This is a genomic window from Streptomyces sp. NPDC107538 (genome assembly GCF_055657445.1).
On sequence record NZ_JBVKAY010000001.1, the window covers coordinates 391314 to 409732 of the forward strand.

An 18419-nucleotide genomic window follows, 5' to 3' on the forward strand; every position below is an offset into this window, starting at 1 on the left:
CGCGGACCGCCCGGCTCACTCCGCGGAGCGCAACGCCTTCCAGACCCGGGGACGTACGACACCGTCCGTGACCAGCAGCCCCTTGTCCTGCTGGAAGCTCTGGACCGCGGCCTGCGTCCCGGAGTCGAACTCGCCGTCCACACCGCCGTCCCCGAGGCCGTAGCCGCGCTTGGACAGCATGCACTGCACTTGGAGGACGCGTTTGCCGGTGTCGCCCAGGCGGGTGCGTCCGTTGCCGTAGTAGTACGCGCAGTCCGTGAGCCAGGCCGGATTGGCGGGTTCGGTGGACGGGGCGTCGGGTGTCGGTGTGGTCTCCGGGGGCGCGCTGGTCCCGGGGGCGGGCGCGGAGGAGTCGGTGTGCGGGTCGTCGTCGGTGGTGCCGGGGGCGGACGGGTCCGGGTGCGGGGTGTCGTCGCCGGTGGCGGTGGGCCGGTCGTCCTCGCCGGAGACCTCCGAGGTCCCCGATCCGCCGTCCGGGGCGGCGTCCGCGCCGTGCGAGCTCGCGGACGCCGACACCGAGGGGGTGGCACCCGGCAGTGCGTCGGCGGACGTCGCCGTGTCCCGCTGCGGTGAGGCCGTGGTGGTGGCGGGGCTCAGCAGGGTGAGGAGGACGCCACCGGCGGCCGCGAGGCAGAGCGCCAGACCGGCGGCCCCGATCACCACCCGCCTGCGCCGGTTCCGGGCACCGGGCGGAGCCGGCGGCGACGGCCGGTCCGACCCGTCGGCGGACCCATCGGCGGAGGCACTGGCCGACGTGCCGTCCGCGCCCGCGCCTGCGACCGGGGCCTTCACCAGCGGCCCCGGGCCGGGCTGTTCGAGCGGCAGCCGGCACAGCGTCTCGTACGCCCGCTGGCGGGCGAGCACCCGGCCGGCGAGCGGTTCGGGCCACCCGAAGGTGTCGGACGTCCCGGGTGTCCCGGACACGGTGGCCGGTGAGCCGGCCGAGGGGCCCTCGATCAGCTGGGCCGGGGTGGGCCGCCGGTCGGGCTCCTTGGCCAGGCAGGCGGTCAGCAGCTCGGCGAGCGGGGCGTCGGTCGCCGCGATCTCGGCGAGCACCTTCGGGTTGGGCTCCTCGAAGGCCACCCGGTGCATGACGTCCACGCCGGTGCCGTCGCCGAACGGGGCGCTGCCGGTCGCCGCGTAGACCAGGGTGCAGGCCAGCGAGAACACGTCCGACGCGGTGTCGCACGCGCCCGTCCGCAGATACTCGGGCGACATGTAGGCCGGGGTGCCGACCCGGTTCCCCGTGCCGGTGATCGCGCTGGCGTCGGCGGCCTTGGCGATACCGAAGTCGATGACGTGCGCGCCCCGGGCGGACAGCAGCACGTTGGACGGCTTCAGGTCCCGGTGCACGATCCCCGCGGCGGACAGATCGGCCAGCGCCCGCCCCAGCTCCGCCACCAGCCGCCGTACGGCGACGGCCGGCAGCGGTCCGTCCTCGTGCACGGCCGCCGCGAGGTCGAGCCCCGGCAGATACTCGGTGGCCATCCACAGCAGCTCGTCCCGGAAGCCCGTACCGGCCAGCCGCGGCATGCGCGGGGTGCGGACCTTGGCGTGGACCGCCGCCTCCTGCTCGAACCGGCGGCGGAACCGGACGTCCTCCGCGTACTCGGGCCTGATCACCTTCACGGCGACGAGGTCGGGCCCGCCGTCCGCGGGGCGCGCCAGATAGACGCGCCCCATCCCACCGCTGCCGAGCAGCCCCAGCGACACATAGGGACCGATACGGTCCGGGTCGCCGAGGCGCGGGGGCAGGGCCCCCGCCTGTCGCAGCGCCCGAGTCCTGTCCGCCGATGACGATGGCGGCACCGGCCGCTGGTCTGACACAACACCCCCGAAGTGACTTTTGGCGTACGTCAGTTCGCCCCCGGAATGTTGAGGCTAGCTCAGCGTGGGCCCCGCGTTACGGGTTATCGGTCACTTCCGTGTGAGGGAAGGGCTCAAGTGGTCTTGCGTCGCACCTCCGTGGTACCGGAACCGATCGGGCCGATCCGCAGCACCGTGCCCGTGAGGTCGGTGAACGACTCGACCTTCGCGCTTCCCTCCCCGCGCGGCGTGGCCGCCGTCACCCGGTACGCCTTCGGGGAGGCGTCCCCGATCTCCACCTCCAGCACGGCACGGGAGTTGGGCGGCAGGGTCACCAGGGTGGTGTGCGTGTCGGCCGAGCGGCGCACGGTGACCGAGACCGGCCCCCGCAGCGAGGGCACCGTCCCGTCGACCTCGGTCAGCGACCCGGTCCTGGGCCGGATCCGGAACCCGGCCGCGCCGGGCTCGCTGACCTGGACGCCGAGGATGTGCCGGGCCACCGCGTTGGCGGGCGCGGACGCCCAGGCGTGCGAGAGCGTCATGTTGGACTTCAGCGCGGGGTCCCACGCCTCCGTGACGATGGTCGCCTTCAGCGCGTCCAGCATGTGCAGCCACGAGTTGGTGGCCGTGGAGGTCAGCAGGGCGAGGGCGGCGTCCGAGCGGCCCAGCCGGAACAGCGCGTCCAGCAGGAACTGCGACCCGTACACACTCACCTTCATGCCGCCCGCCGCCAGGGTGTCGCCCAGCCGGGCCCGCACCTCCTCGTCCAGCGCGTCCGCGACACCGAGCGCCACCGGGAAGGCGGTGGCGTGCTGGGCGCTGTGCGTGGTGCCGACGCCGTCGAGGAACCGCCCGCCCGCACTGTCCAGGACGGCGGCGCGCAGCGCGGTGGCGAGGGTGTCGGCCCGGCCGCGCAGGGCGGTCGCGTCCGCGTCCTTGCCGAGGGCGGCGGCACACGAGGCGAGCGCCTGGAACGCCGCGTACTGGAAGGCGTTGACGACGGTGTTGACGTTGGTGAAGACATAGCCGTCCCGGCTGGCGGCGGGCCAGTCGACCAGATCGCCCAGGTCCTGGCTGGTGTTGCCGGGCGCCTTGCGGACCAGCCCGGCGGAGTCCAGGTACGCGGTGAGGTTCTTCGCCGTCAACAGGTCGTAGTCCTTGGCGAGTTGCCGGTCGTCGCCGGTGGCGAGATAGTCCTCCCACGCGGAGATCGCGCACATCAGCCGGTACTCGGTGGGCCAGGTCCCCTTGCGGACCAGATAGTCGTTGGACCAGCGGGCGAGGGCGTAGGAGCGCTGGACGCCGTACTCCGAGAGCTGGTTGATCAGGGCGTCGCCCTCGTACGGGCCGCGTTCCCGGGTGGGGGTGTCCGTGTAGAGGTCGCCGCGGGTGGCCTCGATGGAGTAGCGGCACAGCTCCCACACACGGTCGAGGTCGGCGTCCGAGCTGCGGAACGAGGCGTGCGCGTCGTCCCAGTCGAGCTTCCAGGCGCGGCCGGTGACGACGGCCTTCGACAGGTCGAGCGTGGTGCGCAGTTCGGCCCAGCGGAAGCCGCGGTAGCCCCAGTGCTCGAAGCGCTGCTCGCCGTCGCGCAGGGTCCACACCTCGCGGTAGGTGTTGGTGGCGCGCAGCTGGTACTTGACGGTGCCGTCCGTGTTCAGTTCCTCGCCGAGCCGCACCTCGACCGTGTCGCCCGCACTGCCGGTGATCTCCAGTGCCAGCCCGCCGACGATCTCCCGGCCGAGGTCGACCAGCCAGCGTCCGTCGGCGACCTTGACGAAGGAGGCGGGGGTGACGTCGTGCGGCCGTATCGTCTCGATCAGCGCGGGCACCAGCCCGTCGATCGCCGTACGGACCACCGGCTTCAGCCAGTCGCCGTCGTCGAAGCCGGGCCTCGTCCAGCCCACGGGCTCGCGGCACAGGTCCCAGTACTCCTGCGGGACGGTGAAGTAGCTGCTGCCCGCACTGCCCTTCGACGGCAGCAACCCCGCCTGGCGGCGCGCCGTCCAGTGGTCCCCGGAGGCGACCGTGGACCGGCTGCCGTCGGTGTACGTGATCTCCAGCTGGGCCAGGAACTTCTGCTGCGCGGTGGTCCAGCACAGCGCGGCCAGCGCGTTGGGCTTCCCGTCGGCCCGCAGGGTGGAGGTCACGTCGAAGGCCTGGTAGGCGGTTCCGGTGCCGGAGCGGACGGAGGCGTAGCCGACCGTCGTGCCGTTGCTCCACACCTTCGCGACGTACTGCCGGGCCGGATCGGGCGAGGTGGCCGCGACGTAGAGGACCGCCGCGGCTATCTCCTTGCCGGGCTTCGTGTCGTACTCGTGGCGCAGCAGCGCCCAGGTGTCGTCGGCGCCGTAGGAGGAGAGCGAGGAGGCGCCGGTCGGGAAGGTGAGGACGCCGCCGGAGACCGTGCCGGTGGCGAAGGTGCCCTTGTCGGAGGCGAAGTCGTCGTCGAGCAGGACCGTGCCGTCGGCGGCCGTGAAGGTGACCCGGTCGTAGGTCTGGGACTCGGTGGCGCCGTTGCGCAGCCCGATGTTGCCGGAGGCGTAGCGGCTGTCGGTGGTGGTGTCGACGACGGTGCCGTTCACGGTGGTGGTGAAGGTCGAACCGGTCATGGTGACGCTCAGGTCCACCCACTCCCCGGCGGTGACCGCGAACGGCAGCCGGACCTCGGCGAGCACGGTGTACGTACCGTTCACGCAGACGTGCTTGCGCAGTACCCCGGTGGTGCCCGCGCGCAGCTGCCACATGTAGTTGTTGGCGGTGTTCGTGGCCCGGAACCACACCCCGGCCGCCACGGCCGTGATCTTCACACGGACGGTGAGGGTGCCGTCGGTCATCACGGGCCCTGCGGGCACCCAGATCGGCTTCGCCTCCCACTCGTCCTCCACCGACGTGGCCAGGAGGACGGGTTCCGACCATTGCGAACGCTTGTTGCACCAGTTCCGGACCCGCCACCAGTAGGCGGTACGGGGCCGCAGCGCCGGTCCGCCGTACGGTACGGCCGTGGAGTCGGCGGAGTCCCGCTTGCCGGAGTCCCACAGCAGCAGCTCGTCGTCCTCGAAACCGACCGGGGCGGTCGCCACCTGGAGCTGGTAGGCGCGCTGCACCGTGCCCTCGCGGAAGTCCGGCACCTGCCAGCTGAAACGGGGGTTCCGCCCGGCCTCGGTGGCGAGCGCCCGCGGGAGCAGATCCGTGAGCATCCCGGTCGGCACGAGCGCCCCCTCCGCGGTCGCGGCCGTAGCGGCCGAGCCGGGGGCGGCGAAGGCCCGGGGCCCGGACAGGACGACGGAGGCCGTCGCGATACCGCTGAACTGGAGGAGTCTTCGCCGTGAGAAGTCCCGTGCCATGGTGCACCTTCGGATCGAGGGGAGGGATGCGGTGGAAGAGCTGTGGAAGAGCTGTGGTGAGAGCCGTGGTGAAAGGTTTCAATTCGATTGCCCGGAGGTTAGGGTTCCGCGTCGAATCCGGTCAATAGGTCGGATGCGATGGAGTCCAGCGGAAATGAAACGATTTAACAGGCGGTAGTGTCATCGGGCTCGGCTAGTCTCGCCTCACCTCGGCCGGACATCCTGACCGGGGCTGTGCGCTGGGGGTACGGCAGATCATGGGGCCCGAAAGAACGGAACTGCCCGGTTACGAGATCCAGGAAGTCCTGGGTCAGGGCGGATTCGCCACCGTGTACCGGGCGCGGCAGCTGGCCGTGAGCCGCGAGGTCGCGCTCAAGGTGGACAGCAGGGTGCTCTCCACTCCCCGCGACCGCCAGCGCTTCCTGCGCGAGGTCACGGCCGCCGGGCAGCTCTCCGGACATCCGCACGTGGTCCCGGTGTACGACGCCGGGGTCCTCGCCGACAACCGGCCCTACATGGTGCTGGAGCTGTGCCCCGGCGGCTCCCTCGGCGACCGGCTGCACCGGCAGGGCGCGCTCCCGGCCAAGGAGGCGCGCGACATCGGGGTGGGCCCAGGGCCTGTCGGCACATTCCCGTCTGCCTCGCGACGCCTGGCACGCTCCCCCACTCTCGGCTTCGCTCGAGCGGGAGGGGCCCCCACCGCCGCACCGGGCGAAGACCCAAGTACGTCCAGTACGAGGGCCTTCGCCCGGCACGCCGAGAGCACGCACCAGACGCCGCGAGGCCGCCCTCCGGGCGACGGCGGGAATGTGCCGACAGGCCCTGGCCGACGCGGTGGCCGCCGCCCACGCCGCCGGGGTGCTGCACCGCGACATCAAGCCCGGCAACGTCATGGTCAACCGGTACGGCGGCATCGCCCTCACCGACTTCGGTCTCGCCGCGATGCCCCGGCCGGGCCGCGAACTCTCCGTGACCCGGGAGGCGTTGACCCCCGCGTACGCGCCGCCCGAGGCCTTCCACATGGCCGACCCCACCCCGGCCGGTGACGTGTACTCCCTCGCCGCGACCGTCTACGCCCTGCTGTGCGGACGCCCGCCGCACTACCCGGAGGACGGCACCCAGCTCAGCCTCGCCGAGCTGATCGTCCGCCACACCTGGCCCTACGCCGACCTCCCCGGACTGCCGCCCGCCCTCAACTCCGCGCTCCGGCACGCCCTCGCCGCCGATCCCGCGCACCGGCTGTCGGACGCGGGCGCGTTCCGCGACGCCCTCGCCGCGGTCGACCTCGACACGGTGGACCTGGGCGGCGGCGGTGGGGTGGGTGGTGGCGGTGGCGGTTTCGGCGGTGGCTTCGGGCCGCCGCCGAGCATGACGACGGCCCCCGGGTACCGGGGCGGCCCGGCCACCACCATGCCGCCGCCGTACGGGGGCGTGCCGCCCACGACGATGCCGCCGCCGTACGGGGACATGCCGCCCACGACCATGCCACCGCCGTACCGGGACGCGCCGACGGACGGGGGCACGGGCGGGGGCGCGGGCGGTACGACCGTTGTCCCCGGGCCGGGCGGACCAGGTGGGGCGGGCGGTGCGACCGTCGTTCCCGGGCGGGGCGGCGACGGTGACGGTGGGCGGAAGGGCGGCCGGTCGCGGCGTCCGCTGGTCATCGGGCTGGCGGCGGTGGCCGTGTCCGTGAGCCTGTCGGTCTCCGTGGTGGTCTACCAGGGCGACGGGGACGACGACGGAGGAGGGAACTCCCTGCCCTCCGCCGGGACCACCGCCACCGCCGACGAGGCCAAGGACGGCGCCTCGGACTTCGGGGTGACGACCACGACCGAGGACTGCGCCGCGACGAGCGTCGACGGTGTGGGCGGCCGCTGCGTCGAGACCCCCGAGTGCTGGAGCGGGATCGTCGACATCTCCGGCATCATCACGGTCAGCCGCGCCGACTGCCAGGCCAAGCATGTGTGGGAGACCTTCGCCATCGCCCCGCTGCCGAAGGACGGCCAGACCAACAACGCCCGCGACCTGATCAAGCACCCCGACGTGAAGGCACTCTGCTCCCAGAAGGTCATGGCCGCGTCGATGACCCCCGAGGGGCGCCGGGTCGCCGAGGAGTGGAGCGTCGACATCATTCCGCCGAGCGCGGCCGAGTGGGCCGACGGACTCCGGGTCTTCCGCTGTGTCGCGGCGGCGCGGACCGACGACGGCGAGAAGACGGGCAGCCAGTTCGCGGTGGGGAGTTGACGGGAGGGAGCGGTGGAAGACCGTTGTGGAGAGGGCGGTTCGCGTGGCACTGAGGGTCACCTGCGCCCGGGGGGTCCGTGAGGGCGCGACCGGACACGGGCGCGTCGACCGGGTGGAATGTCCCACGGTCGTCCAGTCTGGCTCGTGAAGTGACTGGGCTCACATGGCACTGAGTGACACGATTCTGGTGATGCGACGGCATCATGGCCGGGACCATGGTGTCCTCATGGCAGCTCGAAGGGATCAGGGATGCTCCGCAAGGTACTGGTCGCCAACCGTGGCGAGATCGCGATCCGCGCGTTCCGCGCAGGCTATGAAGTGGGCGCGCGGACGGTCGCCGTCTTCCCCCACGAGGACCGCAACTCGCTGCACCGGCTCAAGGCCGACGAGGCCTACGAGATCGGTGAACCCGGCCATCCCGTGCGGGCCTATCTCTCCGTCGAGGAGATCATGCGTGCCGCCCGGCTGGCGGGCGCCGACGCCGTCTACCCGGGCTACGGGTTCCTCTCCGAGAACCCCGAGCTGGCCCGCGCGTGCGAGGAGGCCGGCATCACCTTCGTCGGCCCCAGCGCCCACATCCTGGAGCTGACCGGCAACAAGGCCCGCGCGGTGGCCGCCGCCCGCGCCGCCGGCGTCCCCGTCCTCGGCTCCTCCGAGCCGTCCACGGACGTCGACGCGCTGGTCCGCGCCGCCGACGACATCGGCTTCCCCGTCTTCGTGAAGGCCGTCGCCGGTGGTGGCGGGCGCGGCATGCGCCGCGTCGAGGACCCCGCCGCGCTGCGCGAGTCCATCGAGGCCGCGTCCCGCGAGGCCGCCTCCGCCTTCGGCGACCCGACCGTCTTCCTGGAGAAGGCCGTCGTCGAGCCCCGCCACATCGAGGTGCAGATCCTCGCCGACGGCCACGGCGACGTCATCCACCTCTTCGAACGCGACTGTTCGGTCCAGCGCCGCCACCAGAAGGTCATCGAGCTGGCCCCCGCGCCCAACCTCGACCCGGCCCTGCGCGACCGCATCTGCGCCGACGCCGTCCGCTTCGCCCGCGAGATCGGCTACCGCAACGCGGGCACCGTCGAGTTCCTCCTCGACCGCGACGGCAACCACGTCTTCATCGAGATGAACCCCCGCATCCAGGTCGAACACACGGTCACCGAGGAGGTCACCGACGTCGACCTAGTCCAGTCCCAGCTGCGCATCGCCGCCGGGGCCTCCCTCGCCGACCTCGGGCTCTCCCAGGACACCGTCACCCTGCGCGGCGCCGCCCTGCAGTGCCGGATCACCACCGAGGACCCGGCGAACGGCTTCCGCCCCGACACCGGCCGCATCAGCGCCTACCGCTCGCCCGGCGGCTCCGGCATCCGGCTCGACGGCGGCACCACCCACGCCGGTACGGAGATCAGCGCCCACTTCGACTCCATGCTGGTCAAACTGACCTGCCGGGGCCGGGACTTCACCACCGCCGTCAACCGGGCCCGGCGCGCGGTCGCCGAGTTCCGTATCCGGGGCGTCTCCACGAACATCCCGTTCCTCCAGGCCGTCCTGGACGACCCGGACTTCCAGTCGGGCAACGTCACCACGTCGTTCATCGAGCAGCGCCCGCACCTGCTGACCTCCCGGCACTCCGCCGACCGGGGCACCAAGCTGCTCACCTATCTGGCCGACGTGACGGTGAACAAGCCGAACGGCCCGCGTCCCGACCTGATCGACCCGTCCTCCAAGCTGCCGAGGCCCTCCGTCACCGAACCCCCGGCGGGCTCGAAGCAGAAGCTCGTCGAACTGGGCCCCGAGGGCTTCGCCCGCTGGCTGCGCGAGTCCCCGACCATCGGCGTCACCGACACCACCTTCCGCGACGCCCACCAGTCGCTGCTCGCCACCCGGGTCCGCACCAAGGACATGCTCGCCGTCGCCCCGGTGGTCGCCCGGACCCTGCCGCAGCTGCTCTCCCTGGAGTGCTGGGGCGGCGCCACCTACGACGTCGCCCTGCGCTTCCTCGCCGAGGACCCCTGGGAGCGGCTGGCCGCCTTCCGGGCCGCCGCGCCCAACATCTGCCTCCAGATGCTGCTGCGCGGCCGCAACACCGTCGGGTACACGCCGTACCCGACCGAGGTGACCGACGCCTTCGTCCAGGAGGCCACCGAGACCGGCATCGACATCTTCCGGATCTTCGACGCCCTCAACGACGTCGGCCAGATGCGGCCCGCCATCGACGCCGTACGCGCCACCGGGACGGCCGTCGCCGAGGTCGCCCTCTGCTACACCTCGGACCTCTCCAACCCGGCCGAGCAGCTCTACACGCTCGACTACTACCTCCGGCTGGCCGAACAGATCGTCGAGGCGGGCGCCCACGTCCTGGCCGTCAAGGACATGGCGGGCCTGCTGCGCGCCCCCGCCGCCACCAAGCTGGTGACGGCGCTGCGCCGCGAGTTCGACCTGCCGGTGCACATCCACACCCACGACACGGCGGGCGGCCAGCTCGCCACCTACCTCGCGGCGATCCAGGCCGGCGCCGACGCCGTCGACGGGGCCGTGGCCTCCATGGCGGGCACCACCTCACAGCCGTCGCTGTCGGCGATCGTGGCCGCGACGGACTACTCCGACCGGCCCACGGGACTCGACCTCCAGGCCGTGGGTGACCTGGAGCCCTACTGGGAGAGCGTCCGCCGCATCTACGCCCCCTTCGAGGCGGGCCTCGCGTCCCCGACCGGCCGCGTCTACGACCACGAGATCCCCGGCGGCCAGCTCTCCAACCTGCGCACCCAGGCCGTCGCGCTCGGCCTCGGCGACCGGTTCGAGGACATCGAGGCGATGTACACCGCCGCCGACCGCATCCTCGGCCACCTGGTCAAGGTCACCCCGTCGTCCAAGGTGGTCGGCGACCTCGCCCTGCACCTCGTCGGCGCCGGAGTGACCCCCGCCGACTTCGAGGCCACGCCCGACCGGTTCGACATCCCCGACTCCGTCATCGGCTTCCTGCGCGGCGAGTTGGGCACCCCGCCCGGCGGCTGGCCCGAGCCGTTCCGCAGCAAGGCCCTCCAGGGCCGCGCCGACGCCAAGCCCGTCACGGACCTGACCGCCGAGGACCGCTCCGGACTGGAGAAGGACCGCCGCGCCACCCTCAACCGGCTCCTCTTCCCCGGCCCGACCCGCGAGTTCGAGACCCACCGCCAGACCTACGGCGACACCAGCGTCCTCGACAGCAAGGACTTCTTCTACGGCCTCGGCCCCGGCAAGGAGTACGCCGTCGACCTGGAGCCCGGTGTGCGGCTCCTCATCGGTCTGGAGGCGGTCGGCGAGGCCGACGAACGCGGCATGCGCACGGTCATGTCCACCCTGAACGGGCAGCTCCGCCCCATCCAGATCCGCGACAAGGCCGCCTCCTCCGACCTTCCCGTCACCGAGAAGGCCGACCGTTCCAACACCGGCCATGTCGCCGCCCCGTTCGCCGGTGTGGTCACCCTCGCGGTCGCCGAGGGCGACGAGGTCGCGGCCGGTGCCACCGTCGCCACCATCGAGGCCATGAAGATGGAGGCCACCATCACCGTCTCCAAGGCCGGCCGGGTCTCCCGGCTCGCCATCAACAAGATCCAGCAGGTGGAGGGCGGCGACCTGCTCGTCGAGATCGTCTGACGCGCGCGGGGATCAGGCGCGGGGCGCGGGGAGCGCGGGCCCCGCGGCCTGTTCGGCAGGCTCGGGTGCGATGCCGCGAACGAAGTCGGACAGCGGCAGTTCGGCGGCGTCGCCCCGGGCGCCGCGCACGAGGACACGGTCGGCGGTCAGGTCGGCGACGACCGTGCCCAGGGTCATCAGCGGGTCGCCGCCGGCGGCCGTGCGATGGACGCCGTGGGGGAGCGGGGCGCCGGTGAGGGCGTCCAGGAACCAAGGGGCCGCAGGCTCCTCCCGGCCTTCGGTGCCCAGGGGTCCCTCGGTACGCAGGGGCCTTTCGGCGCGCAGGGACTCCAGCGCGCGGCCCCGGGCGAGGCTCTCCTCGTGCCGGCCGAGGGAGTCGGCGGAGGAGGCGCCACCCTCCTCCGGCGTGTCGGGCAGATGGCGCAGATGGTTCGTGTGCCAGTGCAGCGGCTCCGCGGGGGTGGCCTCGACGACGGCCGTCCGGCCGCCCGCCGCTTCCGCGACCACGACCCGGCCGGTGGCGCACTCCCCGAGCGCGTAGGAGAAACCGCCCGCGCCGGGGTGGGTGCGCAGATGCTCCAGGGCCGCGTCCAGGGTCGGCGCCTGCTGCATGGCGCGGGCGACGAAATGGCGTCCGGCGCCGCCGGCCACCGGGCGGGCCACCTGAAGGTGGTTGATGCCCCAGACCAGGCCGTGCCCGGTGGCCGTGAAGGCGTTCGCGGGCACGAATCCGGGATACCACTGGACCGTCACCGGCGTGAGGCCGTCGAGGAGGAGGGTGAGCAGCGTCAGCCTGCCGTCGAGCGTGGGCGCGCCGTCCTCGTTGTGGGCGACGACGGAGTGGTCGCCCCGCCAGATCAGGTCGGAGCAGCCCGTTCCGTCGTCGGTGCCGAGGTCGCCCCGGAGGTTGGCGAGGAGCAGGTCCTCGAAGGGGACGCCCGCGCCCTCGGCCAGCGCTTCCAGCTCTGCCAGTTCCCGGGGATGCCGCTCGCGCGTGGCCCGCAGCACCCGCTCCAGCCGGGCGGCGCCCTCCCCCGTACCGACCCGGCGGCGCAGCGCCTCCCGCTCCGGCATCGTCTCCCGTACGGCCCGGATGTCCGCCCGCGCGGTCTCGCCGAGCGCCCGGAACGCCTCCCGTCCGGGCCCGGACACCACGAGCCAGCGCAACCCGGCCAGCCGCTGTTCCCGTACGACGACGCCCATCCGCCCTGCCTCCCGCGCACTCGGCACCCGGGCACTCAGGCGCGGGGGAAGAACTCCAGCACCGCCGTGCCGCCTTCGAGGGACTTTACGCGGAAGCCGAGGCCGTTCAGGCCGCCGGTGCCGCCCTCGCCGATCGAGGAGCTGAGGAAGGTTCCGGCGCCGGAGGACTGGAGCACCACGGTGTCGTCGGTGACCTTCGTGACACGCAGCTCCCCGACCCCGAACCGGCTGTCCACGTCGATGGATACGGGCTCGGACACGGTGATGACGCACCGCCCGTCGAAACAGGCTTCGGTGTCGGTGTCGGTATCGGTGTCCGGCTGGGTGGGGGTGGGGGTGGGGGAGGTCTTGGGCGAAGTCTTGGGCGAGGTGGTCCGCTCCGTCTCCGACGGTTGGGCCTGCCTGCCGTCGCTTCCGTCCTTGCCTGTTCCCTTCGTACCGGAGGGTGCGCGGGTCGCGGACGACGGTTCCGTCCTCGCCTTCGCGTCGTCGTCCTGATCGCCGTCACCGCCGCCCCCGCCGCAGCCGGTCAGTACCACCGTCAGGGCCGCCGCCACCGCGACGCCGAACCGCCCCCTGCTCGTGCCCATAGGCCAACCCCTCACGCTCAACTCGTGCGTCCACACTGCCCGTTGCCTCTGGTGGGCGGGGCATGTCCTCTTAACCTACGAGCGTTCGGTGAAGTTACTGCGTGCGGCGACGAGCGAGGCGGTGAAGGCGTGCCGTGGGGTGGTGAGGAGCTGCCGGGCGGGTCCCTGTTCGACGATCTCGCCCGCGTCCATGACCGCGATGCGATCGGCGACGGCGGCGGTCTCCAGGTCGTGTGTGATCAGCAGGAGCGCCGGGCCGGGGTCCGTGTCGTCGCCGAGCAGGCCCATGAGGACGTCGAGGATGCCGTGCCGGGTGACCGTGTCCAGGCCCGAGGTGATCTCGTCGCAGATCAGGACGCGGGGGTGGGCGAGGAGGGCGCGGGCCAGGGCGGCGCGCTGGAGTTCGCCGCCGGAGAGCCGGGCCGGGCGGCGGCTCACCACGTCCGACGGAAGGCCCAGGCGGGTCAGGGTGGTCAGGGCCTCGGCCTCGGCGGCACCCGGGCCGACGCCGCGCAGCCGGACCGCGGTGCGGGCGACCTGGTGCAGCACCGGGCGGTGCTCGTCGAACGCGGCGCGGGCGTCCTGGAAGACGTACTGCACCGCCGCCAACTGCCCTCGGCTCCGGTCCCGCAGGCTGAGCGGCAGGGGAGTGCCGTCGAGGAGGATCTCGCCGTCGTGGTCGCGGTGAAGCCCGGCGAGACAACGGGCGAGCGTCGTCTTGCCGCTGCCCGAGCGGCCGACTAGCGCCAGCGACTCACCGGAGCGGAGGGTGAGTTCGGGAGCGTGGACGGCCACGCTCGTGCCGCGCGATCCGTCGCGGTGGCGGGCGGTGAGATCCCGCACGCGCAGCACGCGCAGCACGCGCAGCACGGGCGGCACGGGCGGCGCCGGTGGCGCCAGCAGCTCGGGCAACTCCGACGGCACCTGCGGCGCCAGCAGCTCGGGCTTCTCCGGCGGCTTGGGAGGCTCGGGCGCCTCCAGCGCCTCCAGCGGCTCGGGCGGCACGGGCATCACCTGTGGCGCCAGCTCGGGCTTCTCCGGCAACTCCGACGGCTCGGGCGCCTTCAGCAGCTCGGGCGGCTCGGGCAGCTCCGGGGGCATCAGCAGCTCGGGCAACTTCGGCGGCTCCAGCGCCTCGGGCAACTTCGGCGGCTCAGGTGGCTCTGCCGACTCCGACAGCTCGGGTGCCACCGGCTGCGCCGACACGACCGGCTGCGCCGAAGCCATGGGCCGTACCGAATCCACCGACCGTACCGAAGCCACCGGCACCACCCGCCGCGCCGGCCGTCCGGCGTGGTCGGGCGCCGTTGCGGGACGGGGGTCCCCGTTCGGCTTGGGGAGGGTGAGGAGTCGGCGGGTCCACTCGTGACGGGGGGTCGACCACACCCGTTCCGCCGGTCCTGACTCCACGATCCGTCCCGCGCGCATGACATGGACCTCGTCGGCGAGGGCGCGGACGACGTCGAGGTCGTGGCTGAGCAGGACGACGGCGATGCCGCGCGCCGCGACCGCCGCCAGCTGTTCGACGACGCGGCTCTTGGTCAACGCGTCCTGGCCGGTGGTGGGTTCGTCGGCGACCACGACGCGGGCGCCGAGCAGCAGGGCCTGGGCGAGGACCACGCGCTGCTGCTGGCCGCCGGAGAGCTGATGCGGGTAGCGGCGCAACAGGGGCTCCGCGGCCGGGAGTTGGGCGTCGGCCAGAGCCCGGAGGACGTGTGCGCGGGTGGCCGCCCGGCGCTCGCCGCGCGGCAGGCGGCGTACGCGCGTGCGGGCGATGTCCGTCAGCAGGGCGCTGATTCTGCGGGCCGGGTTGAGGACGGCCGCCGGATGCTGTGGCACATAGCCGACGAGGCCGTCCGCCGGCACCCGGACCTCCCCGGTGACGCGCGCGCCCGCCGGGAACTCGCCGAGCAGGGCCAGCCCGGTGGTCGTCTTCCCGCTGCCCGAGGCACCGATCAGCGCGGTGACCCTGCCGGGCGGCACCCGCAGACTCACTTCGTCGACGATCGCCCGCCCACCGACCTCGACCCGCAGACCGGCGATCTCGGCGAGGGGCGCCGGAGTTGCCGGCGGTGCTGGGGTCGGCCTGGTCCGGTCGTCATGGCGTGTCATGGCCGTGCTTCCTTCCGTATCCGGCATCCGGCGCCCTCGGTGCGGCGTCGGCCGTTCCCGGCGTGCTCGTCGGCAGGTCTCTCCAGTGCCGCGTCGAAGAGGAGATTCGTGCCCGTGGTCAGTGCCACGATCAGCAGGGCGGGCACCACCACGGCCCATGGCTGCACGAACAGGCCCGTGCGGTTGCGGTCGACCATCACTGCCCAGTCGGCGGCGTCCGGGGTCACGCCGACACCGAGGAACGCGGCTGTGGCGACCAGATACAACACCCCGGTCAGCCGGGTGCCGGCGTCCGCGCCGAGGGTGCGCAGGATGGCGCGGCCGACACAGCCGACGGCCGTACGCCACCAGCTCTCGCCCTGCAGCCGCAGCGCCTCGACGACCGGCCGGGCGGCGGCCTCCGTGGCGGCGGCCCGTACGAGGCGGGCCGCGTCCGGCACATTGACCAGCGCGACGAGGAGGGCGAGGCCGAGAGGCCCGGGCGTGAGCACGGAGGCGACCAGCAGGATCAGCAGCAGCGAGGGGATCGCGATCAGGACGTCCAGGGGCCGCATCAGCAGCTCCTCCAGCCAGCGCCGGTGGGTCAGCGCGGCCACCAGACCGACCGGCAGCGCGACGAGATACGCCAGCGCCCCGGCGCCGAGCGCGGTCAGCACCACCGGCCGGCCGCCGTGCAGCACCTGCTGCCACACGTCCCGGCCCACGAAGTCCGTACCGAGCCAGTGCCCGTCGCCGAGCGCGAACGACGCGGCCCGCGCCGCCGGCTCCCCGGCGAACACCGGCCCCAGCAGGGCCAGCAGGAGGGGTACGGCGATGATCGCGGCGCCGAGCGCGAAGCGGCCCGTACGACGGCGGATCCTCGGCGCGGCGGCGGAAGCGGCGGCCCGAGCGGCGGTGGAGGTGGTGGTCGTCTCCGCCGTCATGCCGCGGCCCCCGCCCGGGGCGCCAGCCGCCGGGCGACCACGTCCGCGCCCAGGTTGAGGACGACGGTCAGGACGCCGAAGACGACGGCGAGGCCCTGGACCACGGGGACATCGCGTTCGGCGACGGCGTTGAGGAGGACGGTGCCGAGTCCGGGGATCACGAAGAGGGCCTCCACGACGATGACACCGCACAGCAACCAGTCGACGGTACGGGCGAGTTGCTGGGCGGCGGGGGCGAGGGCGTTGGGGAGGGCGTGGGCGTAGCGGACCCGGGCGCCGGGGACGCCGTACCGGCGGGCGTGGGCGGCGTACGGGGAGGCGAGGGCGTCGACCATGCCGGCGCGGACCAGCCGGACCAGGGAGCAGACCGGCCGGGAGAGCAGGACGAGGACGGGCAGCACGAGGACGGACGGGTGGGCGAGCAGGTCGGTGCCGTGGCCGAGCGCGGTCGGCGGCAACCAGGCCAGCTTCAGCGCGAACACGGTGACCAGCAGCACCCCGAGGGCGAACTCGGGGACCGCGTACACGGCGAGGGTCAGGGAGCTGATCAGCCGGTCGACCGGGCCGCCCTCGTGCCGGGCGGCCAGCACCCCGAGGCCGAAGCCGATCGGTACGAGCAGGGCCACGGTGAGCGCGGCGAGCAGCAGGGTCGGGCCGAAGCCGTCGGCGAGGTATCCGGCGACCGGGCGGCCGGAGGTCAGCGAGGTCCCGAAGTCGCCGTGCGCCAGGCCGAGCGCCCAGTCGGCCAGCCGCTCGTGCACCGGCCGGTCGAGGTGCATCGCCTCGCGGATGGCGGCGATCCTCGCCGGGTCCGGCTGGTCGCCGGCCAGGGCGACCGCCGCGTCGCCCGGCAGCGCCTCGGTGAGCGCGAAGACCAGCAGCACGACGGCCACGGTCTGCCCGACACCGAGGAGCAGCCGCCGGGCGACGAAGGAGCGCAATCCGCCTCCGCTCACCCGAGCCACACCTTGTCGAAGCGGGCCCAGTCGAGCGTGTTGGCGGGGGCCTTGGTCGCAACGCCCTTGACCCTCTTGGCCGTTCCGATGATCCAGTCGGCGAACCCCCAGATCAGGAAGCCGCCCTCGGCGTACAGCCGGCGCTGCATGCGCTCGTAGACGGCCCCCCGCTCCGCCTTGTCGCGGGTGGACTGCGCCTGCTGGTACAGGGCGTCGAAGTCCTTGTGCCGCCAGTGGGTGGCGTTGGTGGTGGAGTCGGTGAGCAGCCGCTGCGAGAGGTGTGCCTCGATGGGCATGGCGCCGGAGCGGTAGCAGGCGAGGGTGCCGGAGTCGAGGATGTCGCTCCAGTACGAGTCCTTGCTGCCCATGCGCACATCGATCGTGACGCCCGCCTTCGCGGCCTGGTCCTTGAAGATGCTGGCGGCCTCGGTGAACCCGGCGGCCACGGCGGAGGTGTCCAGCGTGACCTCCAGCTTCTCGGCGCCGGCCTGCTTCAGCAGGGTCCGGGCCCGGTCGAGGTCCTGCTCGCGCTGCGGGAGGTCGGCGGCGTAGTACTCGTATCCCTTGCCGAACAGGTCGTTGCCGACGACGCCCGCCCCGGAGAGCGCCCCGTCGACGAGTTCCTGCCGGTCGGCGATGAGGAAGAACGCCTCCCGGACCCGCTTGTCGTCGAAGGGCGCCCGGTCGGTCTTCATGCAGAACGCCTGCATGGCACTGTTGCGCAGCCGGACGATCTCGATCTGTCCCTTGCCCTCGTGGGCGCGGGCGGTGGTGGGGTTGAGTTCGTGGGCGTACTCGACCTGGCCGCCGAGAAGGGCGTTGACGCGGGCCGACTCCTCGTTGGCGACGACGAGTTCGAGCTCGTCCAGGTGCGCGGCGCCCTCCCAGTAGGCGTCGTAGCGCCGGAAGACGGCGGAGCGACCGGGGGAGAAGGACACGAACCGGAAGGGCCCGGAGCCGACCGGCTTCGTGTCGAAGTCGGTCGTGTCGCGCCCCGCGTTCTCCGGCACGATGTACGCGCCGAACGCGGCCAGCACATTGGGGAATTCGGCCGTGGGCCGCTTCAGGACGAACTCGATGCCCCGTTCGCCGGTGGCCCGGCTCGCGTCGAGGTCGATGGGTTCCAGGGACGCCTTCGCCCGGAACGCCTTCTCCGGGTCGGCGATCCGGCGGTAGCTGTACAGCACGTCCTCGGCGGTGACCGGGCTGCCGTCGTGGAAGGTGGCCTCGCGCAGGGTGACCTGCCAGCGGTCCAGGGCCTTGTTCGACTCCCACTTCGCGGCGAGACGCGGCTCGGCGGACAGGTCGGCGCCGTAGTCGGCGAGCTTGTCGTACAGCGCCTTGGCCCGGGCGACGTCCGCGAACAGGCTGGCCAGATGCGGGTCGAGGGTCTCGCTGGCGCCGCCGCCCGCGAACGCGGCCCGCAGCCGCCCGCCCCGCTTCGGCGTTCCGTCGTCGTCACCGCTCGTTTCGGAGTCGGTTCCGCTTCCACCGCCGCACGCCGTCAGGGCGAGGGCGCCGAGGGTGGCGGCGCCCGTGGCGGCGAGGAATCCGCGTCGGCGCAGCCCGGGGAAGAGTTCTTCGTGCATGAGGGGTCCTTGGATGGATGGGGAT

10 protein-coding genes and 1 pseudogene are annotated in these 18419 nt (G+C 73.1%); 3 read left to right on the top strand and 8 right to left on the bottom strand.

Annotated elements, in window-relative coordinates:
* Positions 1-15: 15 nt before the first annotated feature.
* Both ACZ7MG_RS01750 and ACZ7MG_RS01755 read right to left on the bottom strand, forming a co-directional pair.
* Complete coding sequence (locus ACZ7MG_RS01750) at positions 16-1809, bottom strand: protein kinase domain-containing protein (RefSeq protein ID WP_471385988.1); 1794 nt, start codon at positions 1807-1809, stop codon at positions 16-18.
* Positions 1810-1940: 131 nt separating this feature from the next.
* Positions 1941-5153: a family 78 glycoside hydrolase catalytic domain gene (locus ACZ7MG_RS01755; protein WP_471385986.1), complete on the bottom strand. Its 3213-nt coding sequence runs from the start codon at positions 5151-5153 to the stop codon at positions 1941-1943.
* 257 nt (positions 5154-5410) lie between these two features.
* On the opposite strand from ACZ7MG_RS01755, the pseudogene ACZ7MG_RS01760 reads away from it, so the two are divergent.
* The 3 genes and pseudogenes from ACZ7MG_RS01760 to ACZ7MG_RS01770 all read left to right on the top strand — a co-directional run.
* Positions 5411-5689 (top strand): annotated as a pseudogene (locus ACZ7MG_RS01760) (protein kinase domain-containing protein); the annotation flags it as partial.
* Positions 5690-5960: 271 nt separating this feature from the next.
* Positions 5961-7397, top strand: coding sequence for a serine/threonine-protein kinase (locus tag ACZ7MG_RS01765; RefSeq protein ID WP_471385984.1), 1437 nt, complete (start codon positions 5961-5963; stop codon positions 7395-7397).
* Between the two features lie 249 nt (positions 7398-7646).
* Complete coding sequence (locus ACZ7MG_RS01770) at positions 7647-11021, top strand: pyruvate carboxylase (protein ID WP_471385982.1); 3375 nt, start codon at positions 7647-7649, stop codon at positions 11019-11021.
* Between the two features lie 12 nt (positions 11022-11033).
* On the opposite strand, the gene ACZ7MG_RS01775 is transcribed toward ACZ7MG_RS01770, so the two are convergent.
* The 6 genes from ACZ7MG_RS01775 to ACZ7MG_RS01800 form a co-directional block, all read right to left on the bottom strand.
* Positions 11034-12224 carry a C45 family autoproteolytic acyltransferase/hydolase gene (locus ACZ7MG_RS01775; RefSeq protein ID WP_471385980.1) on the bottom strand — a complete coding sequence of 397 codons (1191 nt, stop codon included), beginning with the start codon at positions 12222-12224 and terminating at the stop codon, positions 11034-11036.
* Between the two features lie 35 nt (positions 12225-12259).
* A complete protein-coding gene (locus tag ACZ7MG_RS01780; RefSeq protein WP_471385978.1) occupies positions 12260-12814 on the bottom strand; it encodes a hypothetical protein in 555 nt (184 codons plus the stop codon).
* A gap of 75 nt (positions 12815-12889) precedes the next feature.
* Positions 12890-14926 carry an ABC transporter ATP-binding protein gene (locus ACZ7MG_RS01785; RefSeq protein WP_471385977.1) on the bottom strand — a complete coding sequence of 679 codons (2037 nt, stop codon included), beginning with the start codon at positions 14924-14926 and terminating at the stop codon, positions 12890-12892.
* A complete protein-coding gene (locus tag ACZ7MG_RS01790; protein WP_471385975.1) occupies positions 14923-15849 on the bottom strand; it encodes an ABC transporter permease in 927 nt (308 codons plus the stop codon). Before ACZ7MG_RS01790 ends, ACZ7MG_RS01785 begins: the two co-directional genes overlap by 4 nt.
* Positions 15846-16805: an ABC transporter permease gene (locus ACZ7MG_RS01795; RefSeq protein WP_471385973.1), complete on the bottom strand. Its 960-nt coding sequence runs from the start codon at positions 16803-16805 to the stop codon at positions 15846-15848. Before ACZ7MG_RS01795 ends, ACZ7MG_RS01790 begins: the two co-directional genes overlap by 4 nt.
* On the bottom strand, positions 16802-18394 hold the full coding sequence (locus ACZ7MG_RS01800) for an ABC transporter substrate-binding protein (protein ID WP_471385971.1): 1593 nt from the start codon (positions 18392-18394) through the stop codon (positions 16802-16804). Before ACZ7MG_RS01800 ends, ACZ7MG_RS01795 begins: the two co-directional genes overlap by 4 nt.
* Between the last annotated feature and the right edge of the window lie 25 nt (positions 18395-18419).